This window comes from Candidatus Nitrospira salsa (genome assembly GCF_965152625.1).
This window is the reverse complement of record NZ_CBCUCO010000002.1, coordinates 1550268-1566034: the sequence shown is the minus strand read 5'-3', so window position 1 is coordinate 1566034 and position 15767 is coordinate 1550268. Positions and strand designations below refer to the sequence as shown.

General features: G+C 47.0%; 16 protein-coding genes. 9 read left to right on the top strand and 7 right to left on the bottom strand.

Annotated features, from left to right (window positions below; translation table 11 throughout):
* The first annotated feature begins 32 nt into the window (after positions 1-32).
* Positions 33-1787: an ABC transporter ATP-binding protein gene (locus ACWQXP_RS09030; RefSeq protein WP_454062493.1), complete on the top strand. Its 1755-nt coding sequence runs from the start codon at positions 33-35 to the stop codon at positions 1785-1787.
* Positions 1788-1885: 98 nt separating this feature from the next.
* The gene (locus ACWQXP_RS09025; protein WP_454062492.1) at positions 1886-3283 is read left to right on the top strand and encodes a glycosyltransferase family 4 protein; all 1398 of its coding nucleotides are present in this window, start codon (positions 1886-1888) and stop codon (positions 3281-3283) included.
* On the opposite strand, the gene ACWQXP_RS09020 is transcribed toward ACWQXP_RS09025, so the two are convergent.
* A complete protein-coding gene (locus tag ACWQXP_RS09020; protein ID WP_454062491.1) occupies positions 3280-3807 on the bottom strand; it encodes a DUF2141 domain-containing protein in 528 nt (175 codons plus the stop codon). The genes ACWQXP_RS09025 and ACWQXP_RS09020 overlap by 4 nt on opposite strands.
* A gap of 513 nt (positions 3808-4320) precedes the next feature.
* Here ACWQXP_RS09020 and ACWQXP_RS09015 point away from each other — a divergent pair.
* Entirely contained in the window at positions 4321-5043 is a 723-nt protein-coding gene (locus tag ACWQXP_RS09015; RefSeq protein ID WP_454062490.1) for a hypothetical protein, read from the top strand.
* 119 nt (positions 5044-5162) lie between these two features.
* Here the strand turns inward: ACWQXP_RS09015 and ACWQXP_RS09010 are convergent, their stop codons facing one another.
* The 4 genes from ACWQXP_RS09010 to ACWQXP_RS08995 form a co-directional block, all read right to left on the bottom strand.
* Entirely contained in the window at positions 5163-6236 is a 1074-nt protein-coding gene (locus ACWQXP_RS09010; RefSeq protein WP_454062489.1) for an SGNH/GDSL hydrolase family protein, read from the bottom strand.
* Positions 6237-6323: 87 nt separating this feature from the next.
* Entirely contained in the window at positions 6324-7025 is a 702-nt protein-coding gene (locus ACWQXP_RS09005) for a potassium channel family protein (RefSeq protein WP_454062488.1), read from the bottom strand.
* A gap of 66 nt (positions 7026-7091) precedes the next feature.
* Positions 7092-7871: a slipin family protein gene (locus ACWQXP_RS09000; RefSeq protein WP_454062487.1), complete on the bottom strand. Its 780-nt coding sequence runs from the start codon at positions 7869-7871 to the stop codon at positions 7092-7094.
* Positions 7872-7885: 14 nt separating this feature from the next.
* Positions 7886-9244, bottom strand: coding sequence for an NfeD family protein (locus tag ACWQXP_RS08995; protein WP_454062486.1), 1359 nt, complete (start codon positions 9242-9244; stop codon positions 7886-7888).
* Positions 9245-9490: 246 nt separating this feature from the next.
* Here ACWQXP_RS08995 and ACWQXP_RS08990 point away from each other — a divergent pair, with 246 nt between their 5' ends.
* The 3 genes from ACWQXP_RS08990 to ACWQXP_RS08980 are packed head-to-tail and all read left to right on the top strand — an operon-like array spanning position 9491 to position 11676.
* Complete coding sequence (locus ACWQXP_RS08990; protein ID WP_454062485.1) at positions 9491-10384, top strand: tRNA (adenine-N1)-methyltransferase; 894 nt, start codon at positions 9491-9493, stop codon at positions 10382-10384.
* Between the two features lie 39 nt (positions 10385-10423).
* A complete protein-coding gene (locus tag ACWQXP_RS08985) occupies positions 10424-10801 on the top strand; it encodes a response regulator (protein ID WP_454062484.1) in 378 nt (125 codons plus the stop codon).
* Positions 10798-11676 (top strand): HD-GYP domain-containing protein, encoded by an 879-nt coding sequence (locus tag ACWQXP_RS08980; RefSeq protein WP_454062483.1) that lies wholly within the window; start codon positions 10798-10800, stop codon positions 11674-11676. The genes ACWQXP_RS08985 and ACWQXP_RS08980 overlap by 4 nt, the downstream gene beginning before the upstream one ends.
* A gap of 51 nt (positions 11677-11727) precedes the next feature.
* Here ACWQXP_RS08980 and ACWQXP_RS08975 read toward each other — a convergent pair whose 3' ends face one another.
* Complete coding sequence (locus ACWQXP_RS08975; RefSeq protein ID WP_454062482.1) at positions 11728-12153, bottom strand: rhodanese-like domain-containing protein; 426 nt, start codon at positions 12151-12153, stop codon at positions 11728-11730.
* A 42-nt stretch (positions 12154-12195) separates the two neighbouring features.
* Here ACWQXP_RS08975 and ACWQXP_RS08970 point away from each other — a divergent pair, with 42 nt between their 5' ends.
* Positions 12196-12636 (top strand): hypothetical protein, encoded by a 441-nt coding sequence (locus ACWQXP_RS08970; RefSeq protein WP_454062481.1) that lies wholly within the window; start codon positions 12196-12198, stop codon positions 12634-12636.
* Here ACWQXP_RS08970 and pyrE read toward each other — a convergent pair.
* Complete coding sequence (gene pyrE, locus ACWQXP_RS08965; protein WP_454062480.1) at positions 12624-13196, bottom strand: orotate phosphoribosyltransferase; 573 nt, start codon at positions 13194-13196, stop codon at positions 12624-12626. The two genes, ACWQXP_RS08970 and pyrE, sit on opposite strands and share 13 nt — an antisense overlap.
* Before the next feature lie 293 nt (positions 13197-13489).
* On the opposite strand from pyrE, the gene ACWQXP_RS08960 reads away from it, so the two are divergent.
* The gene (locus ACWQXP_RS08960; protein ID WP_454062479.1) at positions 13490-14344 is read left to right on the top strand and encodes a hypothetical protein; all 855 of its coding nucleotides are present in this window, start codon (positions 13490-13492) and stop codon (positions 14342-14344) included.
* Positions 14345-14668: 324 nt separating this feature from the next.
* Positions 14669-15544 (top strand): HDOD domain-containing protein, encoded by an 876-nt coding sequence (locus tag ACWQXP_RS08955; protein WP_454062478.1) that lies wholly within the window; start codon positions 14669-14671, stop codon positions 15542-15544.
* Positions 15545-15767 lie beyond the last annotated feature (223 nt).

Sequence of the window (15767 nt, the reverse complement as noted above, 5' to 3'; positions counted from 1 at the left end):
GCTCCAGCTAGAAAGACTGTCTGCAAATTGGTATGAGCTTACTTCTTGCGTTCGGTCGTGCCTACCCTTGGCCAAGCTTCTTCACTCTCATTTCTCTGTTGTTAGCTGGCATTATGGAGGGACTGAGTTTGTCGACTCTTCTTCCATTGTTAAGTACGGCCATTAATAACCAAGAGCATCCGTCAACGGCTTCCAGCAGGAACGGTTCTGATCCTGACGTTGGTCCTGGACAGTTGATTATGGACGGGTTGAGTCAGGTAGGGCTTTCACCTTCACTTGAGATTTTCCTCATCGTCATTGTAATCGGGATACTGCTCAAAAACGTGTTTTTAATGTTAGCCAATCGGCAGGTCGGCTATACCATGGCACATGTGGCTACCGATCTTCGTCTGGCACTCATTCGCGCGTTGCTTAAAACTCGATGGGAATATTATATTCGGCAACCTGCGGGAACGTTGGTGAATGCCGTGGCTACTGAAGCTCAACGTTCAGCCAGTGCTTATCATTTTGCTGCCAATGTTACCGCTGTTTCCATTCAAATTCTCGTCTATATGTGTGTGGCATTTTTGGTGTCATGGAAGGTGACGTTGACCGCGATTGTCGCGAGTGTGTGTTTATTATTGGTGTTAAATAAACTGATTCGCATGGCGAAGCGGGCTGGCAAGCGACAAACAAAGCTGTTGAAATCGTTGCTGGCTGTGATGACGGACAGCCTGCGTTCCGTTAAACCTCTCAAGGCGATGGCGCGTGAAGCCTTGTTTAGTTCACTGTTGGAAACCGAAACACGAAAGTTAAACAAAGCCATTAGAAAGCAGGTTATAAGTCGAGAAGCCCTACGGGCGTCTCAAGAACCCATGCTGACGATATTGGTCGCTCTTGGACTGTATATTGCGTTAGTGAAATGGGGAATGCCATTTGCTACCGTTATGGTTTTGATCTTATTGCTGGCTCAGATGGTGAGTCGACTGGGGAAAGTTCAACGTCAGTATCAAGATATGGTGATATTTGAGAGTGCGTACTGGTCACTTCGTGAAACGATCGATCATGCAGAACAGCAATGTGAAGATGTTTCCGGTGATCAAATGCCAGTCTTAGACCGCGGAGTAATATTTGACAATGTCACCTTTTCTTACGACAAACGTACGGTGCTTCAGCAGGTGTCATTAACAGTCTCTGCAGGCGATTTTACTTCTATCGTCGGTCCATCTGGTGCCGGGAAAACAACCATTGTTGATTTGGTGATTGGCCTGATCCGACCTCAGCAAGGTGAAGTCTTTCTTGACGACCTACCTTTGGAAACGGTTGATCTCAAAGCCTGGCGACGAACCATCGGGTACGTGCCGCAAGAAACATTGCTACTCCATGATTCGGTCTATCAAAATGTGACATTAGGGGATCCGGATCTTCAGAATCGTGATGTTGAATTGGCCCTCCGTGCGGCCGGAGCCTGGGAATTTGTTCAGCAGCTTCCTGAAGGGCTCCAGACGTCTGTCGGTGAACATGGGAGTAGTCTTTCCGGCGGACAACGTCAACGAATCGCCATTGCTCGGGCCTTAGCCCATCGTCCGCGACTTCTCATCTTAGATGAAGCCACCAGTGCCCTTGATTCGGAGACCGAAGCTGAAATCTGCCAGACGTTACGAGAGCTTCGAGGAACTGTCACGATTTTAGCCATTTCTCATCAGGCTGGACTCATTGATGCGGCTGATCGGGTGTATCGCTTAGAACATCGTCAAGCCATATTAGTTGAGGATCGTTCCGCATCTGGACCGTCTGTTGGCCACTAATAGTCGTGCCCTCCCTATATGGAGACGAATCCATTCTCCCACGTTCTGTAATACAATCTATATTGTATGAAGCCTAGAGTATTCCGGAGGTTTAAGCATTGAGTCAGTGGTCAATTCAGTCGTGTGATCCAGAGAGGCCTCAAGAACGTGCATGCCTTCGTGTTCTCTTAGTTGTCGATTCGATGTATTGGACGATTGGTCATTTTGCTCACCAAGTGACAAAGAAGAACCCACGTCTCGAGGCTGTCATTTGTTCGCAATATGTGATCAGGCAGTATACGAAGCGATATCGGTCTTTTCCCCTTTCGTTTGACCTTGTTCATTTTTTGAATACGAAAACGATGAAGCCATTTTGTGGTCGTTTGCCCGTTGTCACCACGCTTCATCATATCGATGCCAGTACTAACGTCAAATATCTTGAGGACTGTGATGCGGTCATGACGGTGTCTGGCCAATGGTATCAATATTTAATTGACTTAGGTATTTCTTCTCAGAGATTAGGGGTTGTCCCGTTCGCGGTTGACTGTGAGACTTTTCATCCAGGAAGTCGAGACGAGCGACGCCATCTTCGGCATGAACTGAAGTTCGCAGAAGATGCCTTTGTGATTGGATTTTCGGGAAGACGAACGAGTGATAATGACGGGAGGAAAGGAACTGATTGTTTACTCGAAAGTTTGAAGAATATGCGTCAGGCTTATCCCCATCTGGCCACGTTAATTATCGGGCCAGGATGGGAAGACCTTGAAGGTCGACTTCAGGCAGAAGGCATTATGGCCGTTCACATTCCTTATCAACTGGACCATTATGAAATTGCTAGAATGTATCGAGCCCTGGATGTCTATTGGGTGACTTCTCGAATCGAAGGAGGGCCGGTCCCGCTTCTTGAGGCGATGGCGAGCGGGATTCCTTGTGTTTCAACACCGGTAGGTGCTGTTCTTGATATTGTCAAAGATCAACGTAATGGCTTTGTGGTTCCATTTGATAGTCCTGACGAATTCGTCAGAACAACATTAACTCTTGCTGCCAATCGTGAGTTCAGTCTACGAATTGGTCAAGAGGCCAGGGCCACGATGATGCAAGAGCGTTCGTGGAGTCAGACCCAAGTACGTCTAGCCAGACTTTATGAAATAGCCATCGAAAACTTTCGCGTGAACCAGTCTCGAACAGTTTTGAATGAGAAGGACCCCGGCGTTGAGTTCCAACAAGTGCGACATGCCTCTTGGCATACGTCAGGGTGTTTTGATGATTTCACACCAAAAATAAAACAGTGGATGAAGGCGTGTGAGCATGTACGAGGCTCAAAAATGCTGATCCAATTAGGGGAATGGCGTCGAGCAAGAGAACTGGTGGGATTGGCTTTAAAAGAACAACCCTATGATCTGAATGTTTGGACACAGATCTTCTCCATGTTACTGGGCATTGTGAAAAAAAAGATATGGCCGCGTCGTACGAATCATGATAATTCAAGCAGGATTCAATCGCCAGGTGGTTCCTAATATTGTAAGGTGATGTCCAGCCTGTTCACGCCATCAAGAACCTGAAACGACACATCATTGTGAGCGGGTGGTGCAAAAAAAAGCTCAGGGTTTTTCGAGAATCCGACTCCTTCGATTGGAAGTCCGATCCAGTTTCGGTCTAATTTTTTGTTGTTATTTTCGTCATGATGGACAACAATGGCATAGGTTCCTGGATGAGGCGCTTGCAGGCAAATCAGTGTCGATGTAACCTGTGCGGACTCACGTTTGGAATCAAGTTTTTTGCCTGACACCAAAAAGTCTTCTGGTTTGTCGCCATACAGTTTTGCTTTTATAGAGCCTTGGTTGTTGCGAACACCTAAAACGGTAATGATAACAGGGTGTAAAGCCTGATCACAGTACGCCGGTATCGTCTCTGATGTCGGTTGAGCCGACAGTGTTGTCGAAATGCCTAGGCATGCGAAGAGGGCTAAAGCCTGTAGGCAAGCCGGCGTTCTTTGCCGTTGGCCTCTGAACCTTGTCAACCAGATCGAGTGAATGTCCATAGCCTCTGCTCTGATAAGAAAAACGTCACACTATTCTTCAAAAGTGTTGTCGTCATGTCATATCTTGACATCTTGGGTTGTGAGCTTTAGTTTGCGCTATTGCCGATTCAATTAACTTCCAATGTATGATGTGGGTAATGACGCAGGCTTGGCGACCTCAAGTCGCCACCTCAGGAGCAGGACCGCGTTGAACGTCAGTTAGCTATTGAGGTTACGCATGATCACACAACAATCGTCGCCACTAGACCACCTATGAGCACAATAGTGAGTGACCCTAACGATTCTCAGTAAAAATTGAACATACAAGGCCCGTAGTGCATTGGGCGTTCGTGGTCTAGGGCCACTATGACCACTATAGTGAGTGAACCTAGGGATTCTCAGTAAAGATTGAAACGACAAGGCCAGTGATGCGTTGAGCGTTCGTGGCCTAGGCACAACTGGAACTTATTTGGATTTGCTATAGTTGATGTCCGAGATGGTTTCCCATGTATTTTTGATTTTCGGTACACGTATATGACCTATCTTAACTTAGAAGTTCTTGAGTCGATTGATGCTGATGCCTATCGGCAACAAATGCCCTATCCTTGGGTGAATCCCTATGGCCTGTTGCATGAGGAGGCGTATCAGTCCTTGATTCATGCCTTGCCGGATCTCTCATTATTTACCACAACGTTTGGACGTGCGAGGAAATACGGTCAAAAAAGTCATGATCGTTATACGTTGAAGTATCATCAGGGTTTAAGCTTAAACGCGCCATGGGCTGAATTTATCGGAGAGCTTCAAGGCAAAAGGTATGAAGCATTCCTCAAATCCCTTCTTAATTGCCGTTCGTTTGAGCTGGATTTTTTCTGGTTTTACACACCGAATGGCTGTTCCATCTCACCCCATTGCGATCATAAAAATAAGGTTGGCGCTCACCTGTTTTATTTTAGTACCCCGACCGATTGGAATTCTGAATGGGGAGGGGAAACACTGATTCTTGATGATGGGGGAACCCTTGCTCGCAAGTCTGCCCCAGATTTTGAGGAATTCCATAACAATATTCCTTCGCGTGCCATGGGGAATTATAGTCTGCTCTTTTCTCGAACGCCCAATTCGTGGCATGGCATGAAAGAAATTCATTGTCCGGAAGGTCGTATGCGAAAAGTTTTTATGGTGGCGATTAAGCGTTTGACTTCCATTGATCGACTTTCTCGGATTTTCGGTGTTTCACAACAAGCATCTGAAAGTTACTAGGGATTTCCGTTTCTTCCTCGCGTGTCAGAACTCTCTTTCGTTTTCCCATATTCCCCTTGTCTTCTGAGGTTACTTGAGAAATTCCTAAAAACACTCTGTTGAAATATGTCTATGCGAATTTATGACGAAGGTTTGCTACGGGAAATGATGTCACTAATTTTTTGGGCAATTATTTCATTTCCCAAGCTGTTGACGTGACACAGGTCAATATAAATAGGTTCTTTCCGATCAAAGGCATCGGAGAAATCGTGAAGCCAGGTCAGGTTTTCTTGTTGCTTGATGTGTTGGATATGTGGATATACCGCATTCCATTCTAACCCATCGAAGTCTTCATCTAAGTAAGAAGTATTCGGTTTGCCGAACCTTGCAACTGGCTGAAGGATGGCATGGAAATCTGCCCCATTCATCGCTGCCACGGTTTTGGAAATTTTCCAATTATTGACCAGAGTGGTCGCGACAGTTTTCGCATAGTCAGGATTATCTTTACATCGAGAAGGAGGACGATGTCCTTGCTTGAAAATCGTTTGGATGGCTTTTTGTGTTGAATTCCATAAACTTTTTGGCATCTCCCATCCATGCTCGAGTTTTTGAATGATTTTTGATTCTTCTCGGTGTCCATTAATTGAGACATCACTTCGGCATAGCGTCAGTGGGTCGTTACACCCATCATAAAACACAATGACATCCATCGGATGACTTTGGTTCACGAGATTGACTAACCGTGCCAAGCCTTGTCGGCTGATAAATCCTGATTGCGCATGATTATAGACTCGGTAATCAGGATGGAGCGTATGGAAGTGAGCTGGGATGGTATTGTGGTCGTCGACCCCGCTTCCCCACATTGTCGAGCCCCCAAAAAAGTGAATGTTTTTACTTTGTCGATTTGTCGTGTGAGGGGTCATGCGCTCCCCATGTTGGGAATCCACATGGGTTGTGACACCAGAAAACGGTTTGCGCGACCATCCCATATACGGAACATACTGTTTCGTCAATTGACGAAGCTCCCGGAAGATTTGTTGCGCCGACTCTTGGTCTGGCAGGCTCTCACGATACAGGGGTTGTCCTATCCGGACAAAGGTTTTGTTATAGAGATACACTCCGTCGATGATGATCGAGAAAAAGAAGTTGACTGATAACAGGCCAACCAGTAGCACCGCTACATTCGTCAAAATCAGCTTTGTGATTGTCTTCATTGTCCTATTATGAACAGACGGTAGTAGTTAGAATCAGAAAGGATTTTCTGGTGGGTGTCTACAGTATTGGTCGTACTTGGGGGAATATCAACCCTTGTCGTCCTCGGCGTCGCTGAAGCGGTCAAAGTCTTCTTCTCGTCCAATAAGGACCAAGACATCGCCTTTTTCGATGATCTCATCGGGAGATGGTGTGAAATTAAATGATTCTCCGACCATCATTCGTCCTTTGACCATGCGTGTGACCTGTTTTTTGATGCCGATGATATTTAAATTATGTTGCTGACGAATTTTGGATTCACCGATACTTAACCCAGATAATTTATCAGAAACGGAAACTTCTTCGATACTGTATCCGGGTGCGAGTTCAAGGTATTCCAAGACATTTGGCGAAATGAGTCGGTGGGCGAGACGAATGGCCGTGTCACGTTCAGGGTAAATGACTTCATTGACACCGAGGTTCTTGAGGATTTTCCCTTGAATGGGCGCAACAGCCTTCGCGACAATGGATTGTATGCCCATTTCCTTGAGAGTTTGGACAATAAGAATGCTCGCTTCAATATTCTCGCCAATGCTGACCACGGCGACATCGACATTTTGAGCACTCACCGCTTTCAACGCTCGTTCATCAGTTGCATCGCATTGGACGGCAAAGGTGGCAATGTCACTAATGGCTTGGATTTTTTCCTCATCGCGATCAATGGCTAAGACTTCACATCCCTTATTGATCAGTGTTTCAGCCACGCTGTAGCCAAATCGGCCAAGTCCAATTACGGCAAAAAAACGTTTCATCCAAAATATTCCTTCACGAATAGATGATGCAAGTATTGAGTGAACATGTTCACACCTGAGAAATTTTTAACGATCTTCGGATTGTGGTTTTTCGACTGCCTTCACAAATGAGCTTAGGATATCGATTGGAAGCGGGAAAAGTATAGTCGAGGTTTTATCTCCAGCGATGTTCATCATGGTGTCTAAATATCGAAGCTGAAGGGCTGCAGGGTTTTGAGAAAGTACGTTGGCGGCATCGGCGAGACGCTGAGAGGCTTGATATTCCCCTTCGGCATGAATGACCTTTGAACGACGCTCTCGTTCGGCCTCGGCTTGTCGAGCAATGGCACGCTGCATTTCATGAGGGAGGTCAACATTTTTGACCTCAACGGCTGACACCTTAATTCCCCAAGGTTCCGTAGCCTGATCAATAATGCGTTGAAGATCTGCGTTGATTTCATCGCGTTTTGAAAGAAGATCGTCAAGTTGACTTTGTCCTAACACACTGCGAAGTGTTGTTTGAGCAATCATCGATGTGGCGTAATAATAATCTTCGACATCAACAATGGCTTTCTGTGCGTCGACTACTCGAAAGTAAATCACTGCGTTCACTTTGACCGATACGTTGTCCTTGGTAATGACATCTTGTGGTGGAACGTCCATCGTGACCGTTCGAAGACTCACGCGGACTAACTTGTCAATGAACGGAAGAATAACAATCACGCCAGGCCCATGCGCGCCAATAATTCCACCGGCCAATCGTCCAAACCGAAAAATGACCGCACGTTCGTATTCTCGGAGGACATAGAAGCCCTTCGTGATTAACGCAATAATGCCTATGAGAATGAGTACATACGATGGATTCACGATAACCTCCATAGTTACACGTTTGGATGCAGTGAGACTGAAGGTTTGACATGAAGCGTTAATCCTTCGATCTTGGTTACCTCGATTGAATCTCCTGTGCGAAGAGGGGTCTCACTCCTGGCTTCCCAGAGTTCTCCATGCACAAAAACAGTGCCAGCGGGATTCAGGTCGGTTTTTACTAGGCCGGTCATACCAATGAGGCCTTCACTTCCTGTGACGGTGCGACTCTTGAGAGATTTGATACTAAAGGACACAACGAGAAGAATAAATCCAGATGTGAAGGCGACAACAGGAATAATCATCGACCAGGAGAGTTCGTAAAACGGATAGCCTTCTTTAATCAGCATGACGGAACCCAGGATGAGTGATGTGATACCTCCGATGGCTAGTAAGCCAAAACTTGTCACGGTGACTTCTAAAATAAGCATCACCAATCCCAAAATCAGGAGTAATACCCCGGCGTAGTTAATAGGAAGTGTTTGTAATGAATAAAACGCAAGAATCAGACTAATGGCGCCAACAACGCCCGGTAAAATGGCTCCGGGATTGTAGAGCTCAGCGATGACACCAATGGTCCCGATTGTCATGAGTACATAGGCAATGTTCGGGTCGCTCAATGCCTTAAGGACTTCCAAGCGCCAGGACATCGGGTAGGCTTGTATTTGCGCATCGGCCGTATGTAACGTCACCGCCTGCGAGTTGATTGAACTGGTTTTTCCATCAAGGTCTTGCAACAGTTGATTCAGGTTTTCTGGAACAAAATCGATGAGCTTGAGATCCAAGGCTTGTTGAGCGGTGACTGAGACGCTTTTGCGAACGGCGTTTTCAGCCCACTCTGCATTGCGTCCTCGGCGCTCTGCAATAGAAACAATATAGGCCACGGCATCATTTTCAACTTTTTCCATCATCACCTCATCCATTTCACCGCCTCCCATGGCGACAGGATGCGCTGCCCCAATGTTGGTGCCTGGTGCCATGGCCGCAAAGTGTGCGGCGAGCGTCAAAAACACACCAGCTGAAGCGGCACGGCCACCAGTGGGGGCAATGTAAACAACAACAGGAACCTGCGATTGCGTGATGTCTTTGACCATGATACGCATTGAGGTATCCAACCCTCCTGGAGTATCCAGTTGAAAGACCAAGGTCTCTGCCTCAGTGTCTTGAGCAATCTGAATAGCCTCTTGTAAGTACTCTACCGCAACAGGATTGATCACACCTTCATACGTTGCCACGATGACCTGGTGTGGCTTTGAATAGGCGACGGGAGCGTCCCAGCCATTCAAAAGGAAAAATACAATCCATGCAAGGTGAGAAAAAAAACGAATGGTACTCAAGAAAATGGAGAACGTTGGTGGTGGCTGAAAGAAAATCATGGGGCTCCAACAGTGAGGGCCCGTCTATTTGGATCTTACGTTCCTATTAGAACGGTGTCAAGGAAAAGGCTCAAGGACGTCAGGTGGGAAACGTCGTTCGTGAAGCGTGAAGCGTAAGAAGGGAGATGTGAGACGGAAAACGAGATACGAGATACGAGATACGAACGACGAGATATGTCACCCCACCAGAATCCCTCAAAAGAGTGGGTGTGAAATGGATAAGCTGCTTGTTAGAATGACCACCATATGAAACATTTACAAGCAGGAAACAGAATTCATTTAGTGGACAAAAAAGATCGTCATTATGCTCTCACGTTGAAGGCTGGAGATGTCTTCCAATTGAGTGGAGAGAAGATTGCTCATGATGATCTTATTGGGCAACCGGATGGAACCATGGTCCATCTTTCAACTGGAAAAGCGATGCTAGCCATCTATCCGACATTGGCAGAGTATTCAGTGAAAATGCCACGAGGGGCTCAGGTTATCTATCCCAAAGATTTAGCCATGATCACTGTTTGGGGCGATATCTACCCGGGGGCTCGTGTTTTAGAGGCTGGCGTCGGATCTGGTTCGTTAACCATGGCCCTGTTACGGGCTGTGGGCGATCAAGGGACTGTCGTGAGTTATGAAATGCGGGACGAATTTGCCAGGACCGCAACCAAAAACATTGAGCGCTATATGGGAGCAGTCCCAAACTTTACCTTGAGGTTGGGAGATATTTTTCAAGGGATTCATGAAGACGACCTTCGGGAAGGTCTCTTTGATCGTATTGTGCTTGATTTATCGGAACCGTGGCAGGTCGTGCCACATGCGGTTCAAGGATTACGGTGTGGAGGGCTGTACTTGAGCTTTGTGCCAACAATTCCGCAGGTTATGCAAACGGTCGCGGCGTTGGAGGAGACGCGGGAGTTTGCCCTCATTGAAACATTTGAGACATTATTCCGCACATGGAATATTCAAGGTCGTAGCGTAAGACCTGATCATCGCATGGTCGCCCATTCAGGATTTATCACCGTTGCTCGCAAGATAGATAGGGGGACATGGGAAACTCAATTGCCTGATCAGGAACTCGAAGCCAGCCCAGAAAACACAGAGATGATCATGGAGGATCAAGAACCGCATGAAGAAACGCAGACCTAACGATTGTGTCATTGTTGAACTGCGAAGGATACAAGAGACATGGAATCCAGAGAGAAAACCATCATTATCGTGGACGATGACGATGATATACGGGAACTGGTCGAAATTACGCTAGAGGATTCACAGTATCGTTTGTACACGGCGGAAGATGGAGCCGCGGGCCTCAAGGCTATTCAAGCCCATCGACCGGACCTTGTGATCTTGGACTGGGTGATGCCAGAGCTCACGGGGCTTGAAGTGGTTCGGAAGTTACGTGAAAACTCCATCACGGCCGGTATTGCCGTTGTCTTGCTCACAAGCCAAGACAATCGTGATCATCAAGAAGAAATCCAAACACTTGGAATCTTTTCCTACCTTCAGAAACCGTTTAGTCCTTTAGAACTCATCCAGACCGTTCAGAAAGCGTTAGCCGGATGACGTCCGAAGTGTCAGGTGGCATCCCATTTCCTGAAAGAGTCCCTGAGGACGCAAATCTTGCGGTTCAACGTCAATTAGAAGCTTCACGTTCTCAACTCGCACGCTATGCGACAGATCTGAAAACCTTGCTTCAGCGAGAGGCGGCAAAGGCGAGACAAATCACTCGAGTCAACCAACAGTTGAAAGCCTATGCCCGGGACTTAAAAAAGTCCTACGATGCCGAGCAACGAAAAAACCAAGAATTAGAACAGGCCTATGCGGAAACCATTGTCCGTTTATCTTTGGCTTCTCGATACAAAGATGAAGAGACGGGAGGGCATATTGAACGTTTGAGCCATTATTCAAAAACCATGGCGTTATGCATTGGTTGGAGCGAAGAAGCCGCAGCTCAACTGTTTGCTGCGGCACCCATGCATGATGTGGGGAAAATTGGAATCCCTGATGCCGTATTGGGAAAAAAAGGTCCGTTGGAGGAAGAAGAATGGGAAATGATCAAGACGCATCCGACATTGGGTGCGAGCTTGTTGTCGGGATCTTCCTCCCCATTGTTAAAGATGGCCAGGGAGGTGGCAATCACCCATCATGAACGATGGGATGGGAGCGGGTATCCCTATGGACTTAAGGGAGAACAAATTCCTCTCACCGGGCGAATTGTGATGTTAGGAGACCACTACGATGCGCTGAGAAGTAAGCGGCCGTATAAACTATCCTTCTCTCACAAGAAGACATGTGACTTGATGTTGAATGGAAATGATCGAACAAGACCGTCTCATTTTGATCCTGAATTACTGTCAGCCTTTCGCGAAATTCATCAAGAGTTTGATGGGATTTATTCAAAAGTGATGGAAGAAACAGACGGTCTTATCCGATCCTAATGCCCCTGTCTTTTCATGACGGATGAGCAATTAAGATGCAATGAGTTTCACTCATCGAGGATGTTCAACGGCATAGCCGGCTTCCTGCCACGCATTCATACTCCCTTCGACGTTATAGACATGTTTGTATCCCAGCTCCATTAAGGTATTAGCGGCAATATTGCTGCGGTGTCCAGTTTGACAATAGACAACAATATGATCCTCGAGTTTGGCCTCAAGATCTCGATAGCGCTGTGGTAATTCACGATAATCGATATTAAAGTCGGTTCCCGGGATGAACCCTTCCTGATGTTCTTCTGGTGTTCTCACGTCAACGAGGACAAACCCTTTTTGCAAGGGGTCCGAGACTTTGTCGAGTCCGTCCTTTACTTGTTGCACATTGAGTACATAGGGTTGGGCCGCGGAACTCGTGAGGCTCAGTCCCAAGATCACAAACAAAGTAAGAGGGACGATAATGAGGATTTTCACCTGATTCATGTTGAGGTCTCCTTTATAAGTCGTTCACGCAACGGTATACTCATGTGCATTATCAACTTTTACTTGTCATTTCATACGTTTGTGAAACAAGAATCGTCAACTTCCTATAAAAATCTTATGCTCTTGGTAAAGCGTTGGTCAAGTTTGCTGGGAATCGTCTTTGGAGTTGGCGGTCTACTAGGCTGTGGGGCCGGGGTTCTTCTTCATCCAAATGACGCGGGAGGCGGAGTGGTCCAATATGTTTTCCGAAATCATGACGGCCATTTATTGTCGCCGAACCGAACGGATGCGTTACATCAGATCAGACAGTACTGTCATGGTGCCTATCTCATACGAAGAGAAGGGCCGACTCGTGGACGAAAGCGGGTGGTTGAAGGCGTGGCAGGGACAGATGTTGTGACTGAAAATTGGTGGGGCATTGAATTTGACTGTCAGGCAAGACTGACCTCACCCAGTCGTTCGATGAACTCTCAAGTCGGTTGAGTATTTTTCAGGTCGTCCAAGGTGAGAAGACGGACTAATTGAATGCCGTTCTGTTGGAGCCGTTCTTGTCCTTCTTGTTCTGAACGATCGACAATGACTAGGGCATGGGTGACGACAAGCCCGGCGTCTCTTGCGGCTTCTGCGGCTTTAATCAGCGACCCTCCGGTTGTGAGGACATCATCAACGATGAGTGCTGTTTCTCCGGAGGAGAAGGTTCCCTCAATCAGTTTGCCAAGGCCATGATCCTTCGCGTGTTTTCTGACGACAAATGTTCGCCACTCTCGGCGAGACTGAGTCGTGTAGCCATAATCTGAAATACAGGTCGCGAGTGGGATGGCGCCAATTTCAAGTCCGCCAACGAGGTTAAATGCTAAATGTTGGAGAGAGTCATACGCGAGTTTTGCCACAAGGTGACGGGGACCTGGATGAGATAATACAATCCGACAGTCAATATAAAAGGGGCTGGTCCGTCCCGATGCGAGCCGAAACCCCGTTTGCTCATTCCATTGGAACGCGTTGGTCGTATGGAAGGTGTGAAGAAGATCGTGCTTTGACATCATGCAATCGAATGCAAGAACAATTGTGCTGAAAACGGCCATTCTTGTACCATTGGGTCATGAGGAAATGCAAACATGGAGTGTTAACAAAGTCTCGTTCAGCAAGGCCAAATTCGTGAAACGTCGTTCGTCGCTCGTAACTTGCGTAAAACTCTCTTTGCTTTTCACGAAAGACAAGAGACGATTCACGCTTGCGCGCCGAAGCGCTCCCAGCCGCCATAGCCAAGAGGCTACTATGGCGGAGTCGGCACAGCGCGCAGGCATGAGCAACGAGTTATTATGAGGAGTATATTCTGATGTTTAAGGTGAAGAAACGTCCGCTGAAAAAAGAAAAATTACCGATTCTCTATAATATTCTTGAAAATTATACCGATCATGATCCGCCGGGAAATGTCATGGTTTGTGCCATGACAGAGTCTGAGGACCTCCTGGCCCATGCCAGAGTCTTATCTGAAAGTTACGAAGTCCCTCTGGACACGATGACGCAACTCTTAACGGATGGCGGGTTGTATGAGTATCCTCAAGCCGGGGCACTGGTGACCAAGGGGCTCTTTGTCTGCAAAGTTGATGCAGCGGGAGAAGACCCAAAACAAACGTGGGTATTAGATCTTGAGCAGTATGCTGATGCCGAGCAGTTACGCCAGAGCTGGGGGCTTTCGATGGAGGAGGCAGCCGCTCGTGTCTTTTATCGAACACTTCCCGAAGAATTAAAAAAACGATTAAAGCAAAGAAATCTTGGACTCGACTATGCCAAATTAGAATTGTCGGTTGTGCGTGGTGGTGATGTAAAATACATTGATTTTCGCAAAGACTGGTCGCAGCATTTTAAACGAAAGTGCGTGATGCCTGATGGAAAGCTCGTTGAGACAAGCGGTTTGGAAGATTTTTCACAATTTCATGGAGTGAGTCAGGCTGAAGCGCGGACATTATTAGATCATGGGGGAACTTGCGAACTGAAGACAGGAGGAGTCCTGGCTTGTCAGATCATCAATGGGCAACCCTCGGTTGCTCGGTTTAATGCGCGACAGTACTCTAAAGCCAAAGCTCTTGTGAAGTCGAAGGAGGTACATATCATGGATGCCTTGAGCGAAGTGGCCATGAGCGACCCAGTATTAATGCGAGCCTTGCAGCGGGCAGATGCGACGACCTAGCTACCATACTGGTTGTTCGTAACTTGTCGCTCGTCTCTCGCATGTTACAAAAGGGGCCTTTGGCTGTTCTTTAGCTATCTTCCTGTCACGCTCGTTACTTCTCTGTTCGTGTCTCTTTCCCTTCAACGCTCTCCTTTCTTTCATTTTTTATCAAGAGTGCTTCGTCAAATACCGATCAAATGAATAACAGATCTGCAATTGTCTATAGCGAATCCAAATAGGTTCCAGCTTAACCATACGGACTTTTAACGCGGTATCAAACGCTTCAAGGGTACGGAAATTAATGGAATCAGCTATAGGGTGAGGGCGAACTGGTAATCAAGCATGGGTGAACTACAAGAAATGACCGTGGAAACACTCATAGAAAACTGTGAGGATCTGCCAACGTTGCCCGATGTCTATCTTCGAGTAAGGGATGTGATCGAGGACCCGAAGGCCTCAATGGTTGAGTTGGCGAGAGCACTGTCAGTTGATCCTGGAATGACGGCTCGAGTTTTGAAATTGGTCAACAGTCCTTTTTACGGGCTGTCCGGAAAGGTCGAATCGGTCTCGCGCGCTGCCAGTATTTTGGGAATGCAGCCTATTCATGATCTGGTACTCGCCAGTTCATTAGCCACCACGTTTTCTCAGATCACCCCAGCGATTATGGATATGAAAACATTTTGGAAATGCTGCGTCGAACGTGGACTACTTGCCCGAACATTGGCAAGAACATGTAACCTCGTTGATAGCGAACGGTTATTTGTCGGAGGATTACTGAGTGATATCGGGCATTTGGTGTTGTATCTCAAAATGCCTGATCTTGCTGCCGAAGTTCTCAAGCAAGCAAAGGCCGAAGATCTTATCCGTCCAGCTCTTGAGCAGAAGCACATGGGATTTGATGCTGCGGAAGTGGGTGCGCGGTTATTAGCGAAATGGCATCTCCCCATCAACTATCAATTATCAACTCGATATCATATGAATCTGTCAGAGGCTTCAGAACGCACATTGGAATTGGAGATTCTTCATATGGCCGGGGTGGTGATGGAATGTCAGCTCTTGGATTTACCGAGAGAATGTTGGAGACAATGGATGACGATTCGGGTAGCCGAACTTCAGGTATTGACAGATGCAGAGATTGATCAGCAGATCACGTGTGCGCAAGAAGACTTGACGCTCATGCTTGAAATGATGTCGCCAACCATGGATCATTCCGCCTAACGGATAGAAATCATCCAATTTCAGCGATAGCCGTTTCAAATAACTTCCGACTGTTTGAAGTGAGTCATCGCGCGGGGTTAGTTGATATGCCTCAGCTGGACTTGGACACCTGTCATCCAAAGATCGGTTGGATTATTGAGTGACGTTGTCGAATGTATGTGAGAAACGCGAGGACTTGCATGTATCGTGTCCTAGCATACCTACTTTCAATCTTTGGATTCGC

Bases quoted from the DNA above. Each gene is read 5' to 3' on its own strand.
- ACWQXP_RS08990 (WP_454062485.1), top strand. From the start codon at position 9,491: ATGAAACATTTACAAGCAGGAAACAGAATTCATTTAGTGGACAAAAAA.
- ACWQXP_RS08985 (WP_454062484.1), top strand. From the start codon at position 10,424: ATGGAATCCAGAGAGAAAACCATCATTATCGTGGACGATGACGATGAT.
- ACWQXP_RS08970 (WP_454062481.1), top strand. From the start codon at position 12,196: ATGTGCATTATCAACTTTTACTTGTCATTTCATACGTTTGTGAAACAA.
- ACWQXP_RS09010 (WP_454062489.1), bottom strand. From the start codon at position 6,236: ATGAAGACAATCACAAAGCTGATTTTGACGAATGTAGCGGTGCTACTG.
- ACWQXP_RS08975 (WP_454062482.1), bottom strand. From the start codon at position 12,153: ATGAATCAGGTGAAAATCCTCATTATCGTCCCTCTTACTTTGTTTGTG.
- ACWQXP_RS09030 (WP_454062493.1), top strand. From the start codon at position 33: ATGAGCTTACTTCTTGCGTTCGGTCGTGCCTACCCTTGGCCAAGCTTC.
- ACWQXP_RS08955 (WP_454062478.1), top strand. From the start codon at position 14,669: ATGGGTGAACTACAAGAAATGACCGTGGAAACACTCATAGAAAACTGT.
- ACWQXP_RS08980 (WP_454062483.1), top strand. From the start codon at position 10,798: ATGACGTCCGAAGTGTCAGGTGGCATCCCATTTCCTGAAAGAGTCCCT.
- ACWQXP_RS09005 (WP_454062488.1), bottom strand. From the start codon at position 7,025: ATGAAACGTTTTTTTGCCGTAATTGGACTTGGCCGATTTGGCTACAGC.
- ACWQXP_RS08960 (WP_454062479.1), top strand. From the start codon at position 13,490: ATGTTTAAGGTGAAGAAACGTCCGCTGAAAAAAGAAAAATTACCGATT.
- ACWQXP_RS09015 (WP_454062490.1), top strand. From the start codon at position 4,321: ATGACCTATCTTAACTTAGAAGTTCTTGAGTCGATTGATGCTGATGCC.
- ACWQXP_RS09020 (WP_454062491.1), bottom strand. From the start codon at position 3,807: ATGGACATTCACTCGATCTGGTTGACAAGGTTCAGAGGCCAACGGCAA.
- pyrE (WP_454062480.1), bottom strand. From the start codon at position 13,196: ATGATGTCAAAGCACGATCTTCTTCACACCTTCCATACGACCAACGCG.
- ACWQXP_RS08995 (WP_454062486.1), bottom strand. From the start codon at position 9,244: ATGATTTTCTTTCAGCCACCACCAACGTTCTCCATTTTCTTGAGTACC.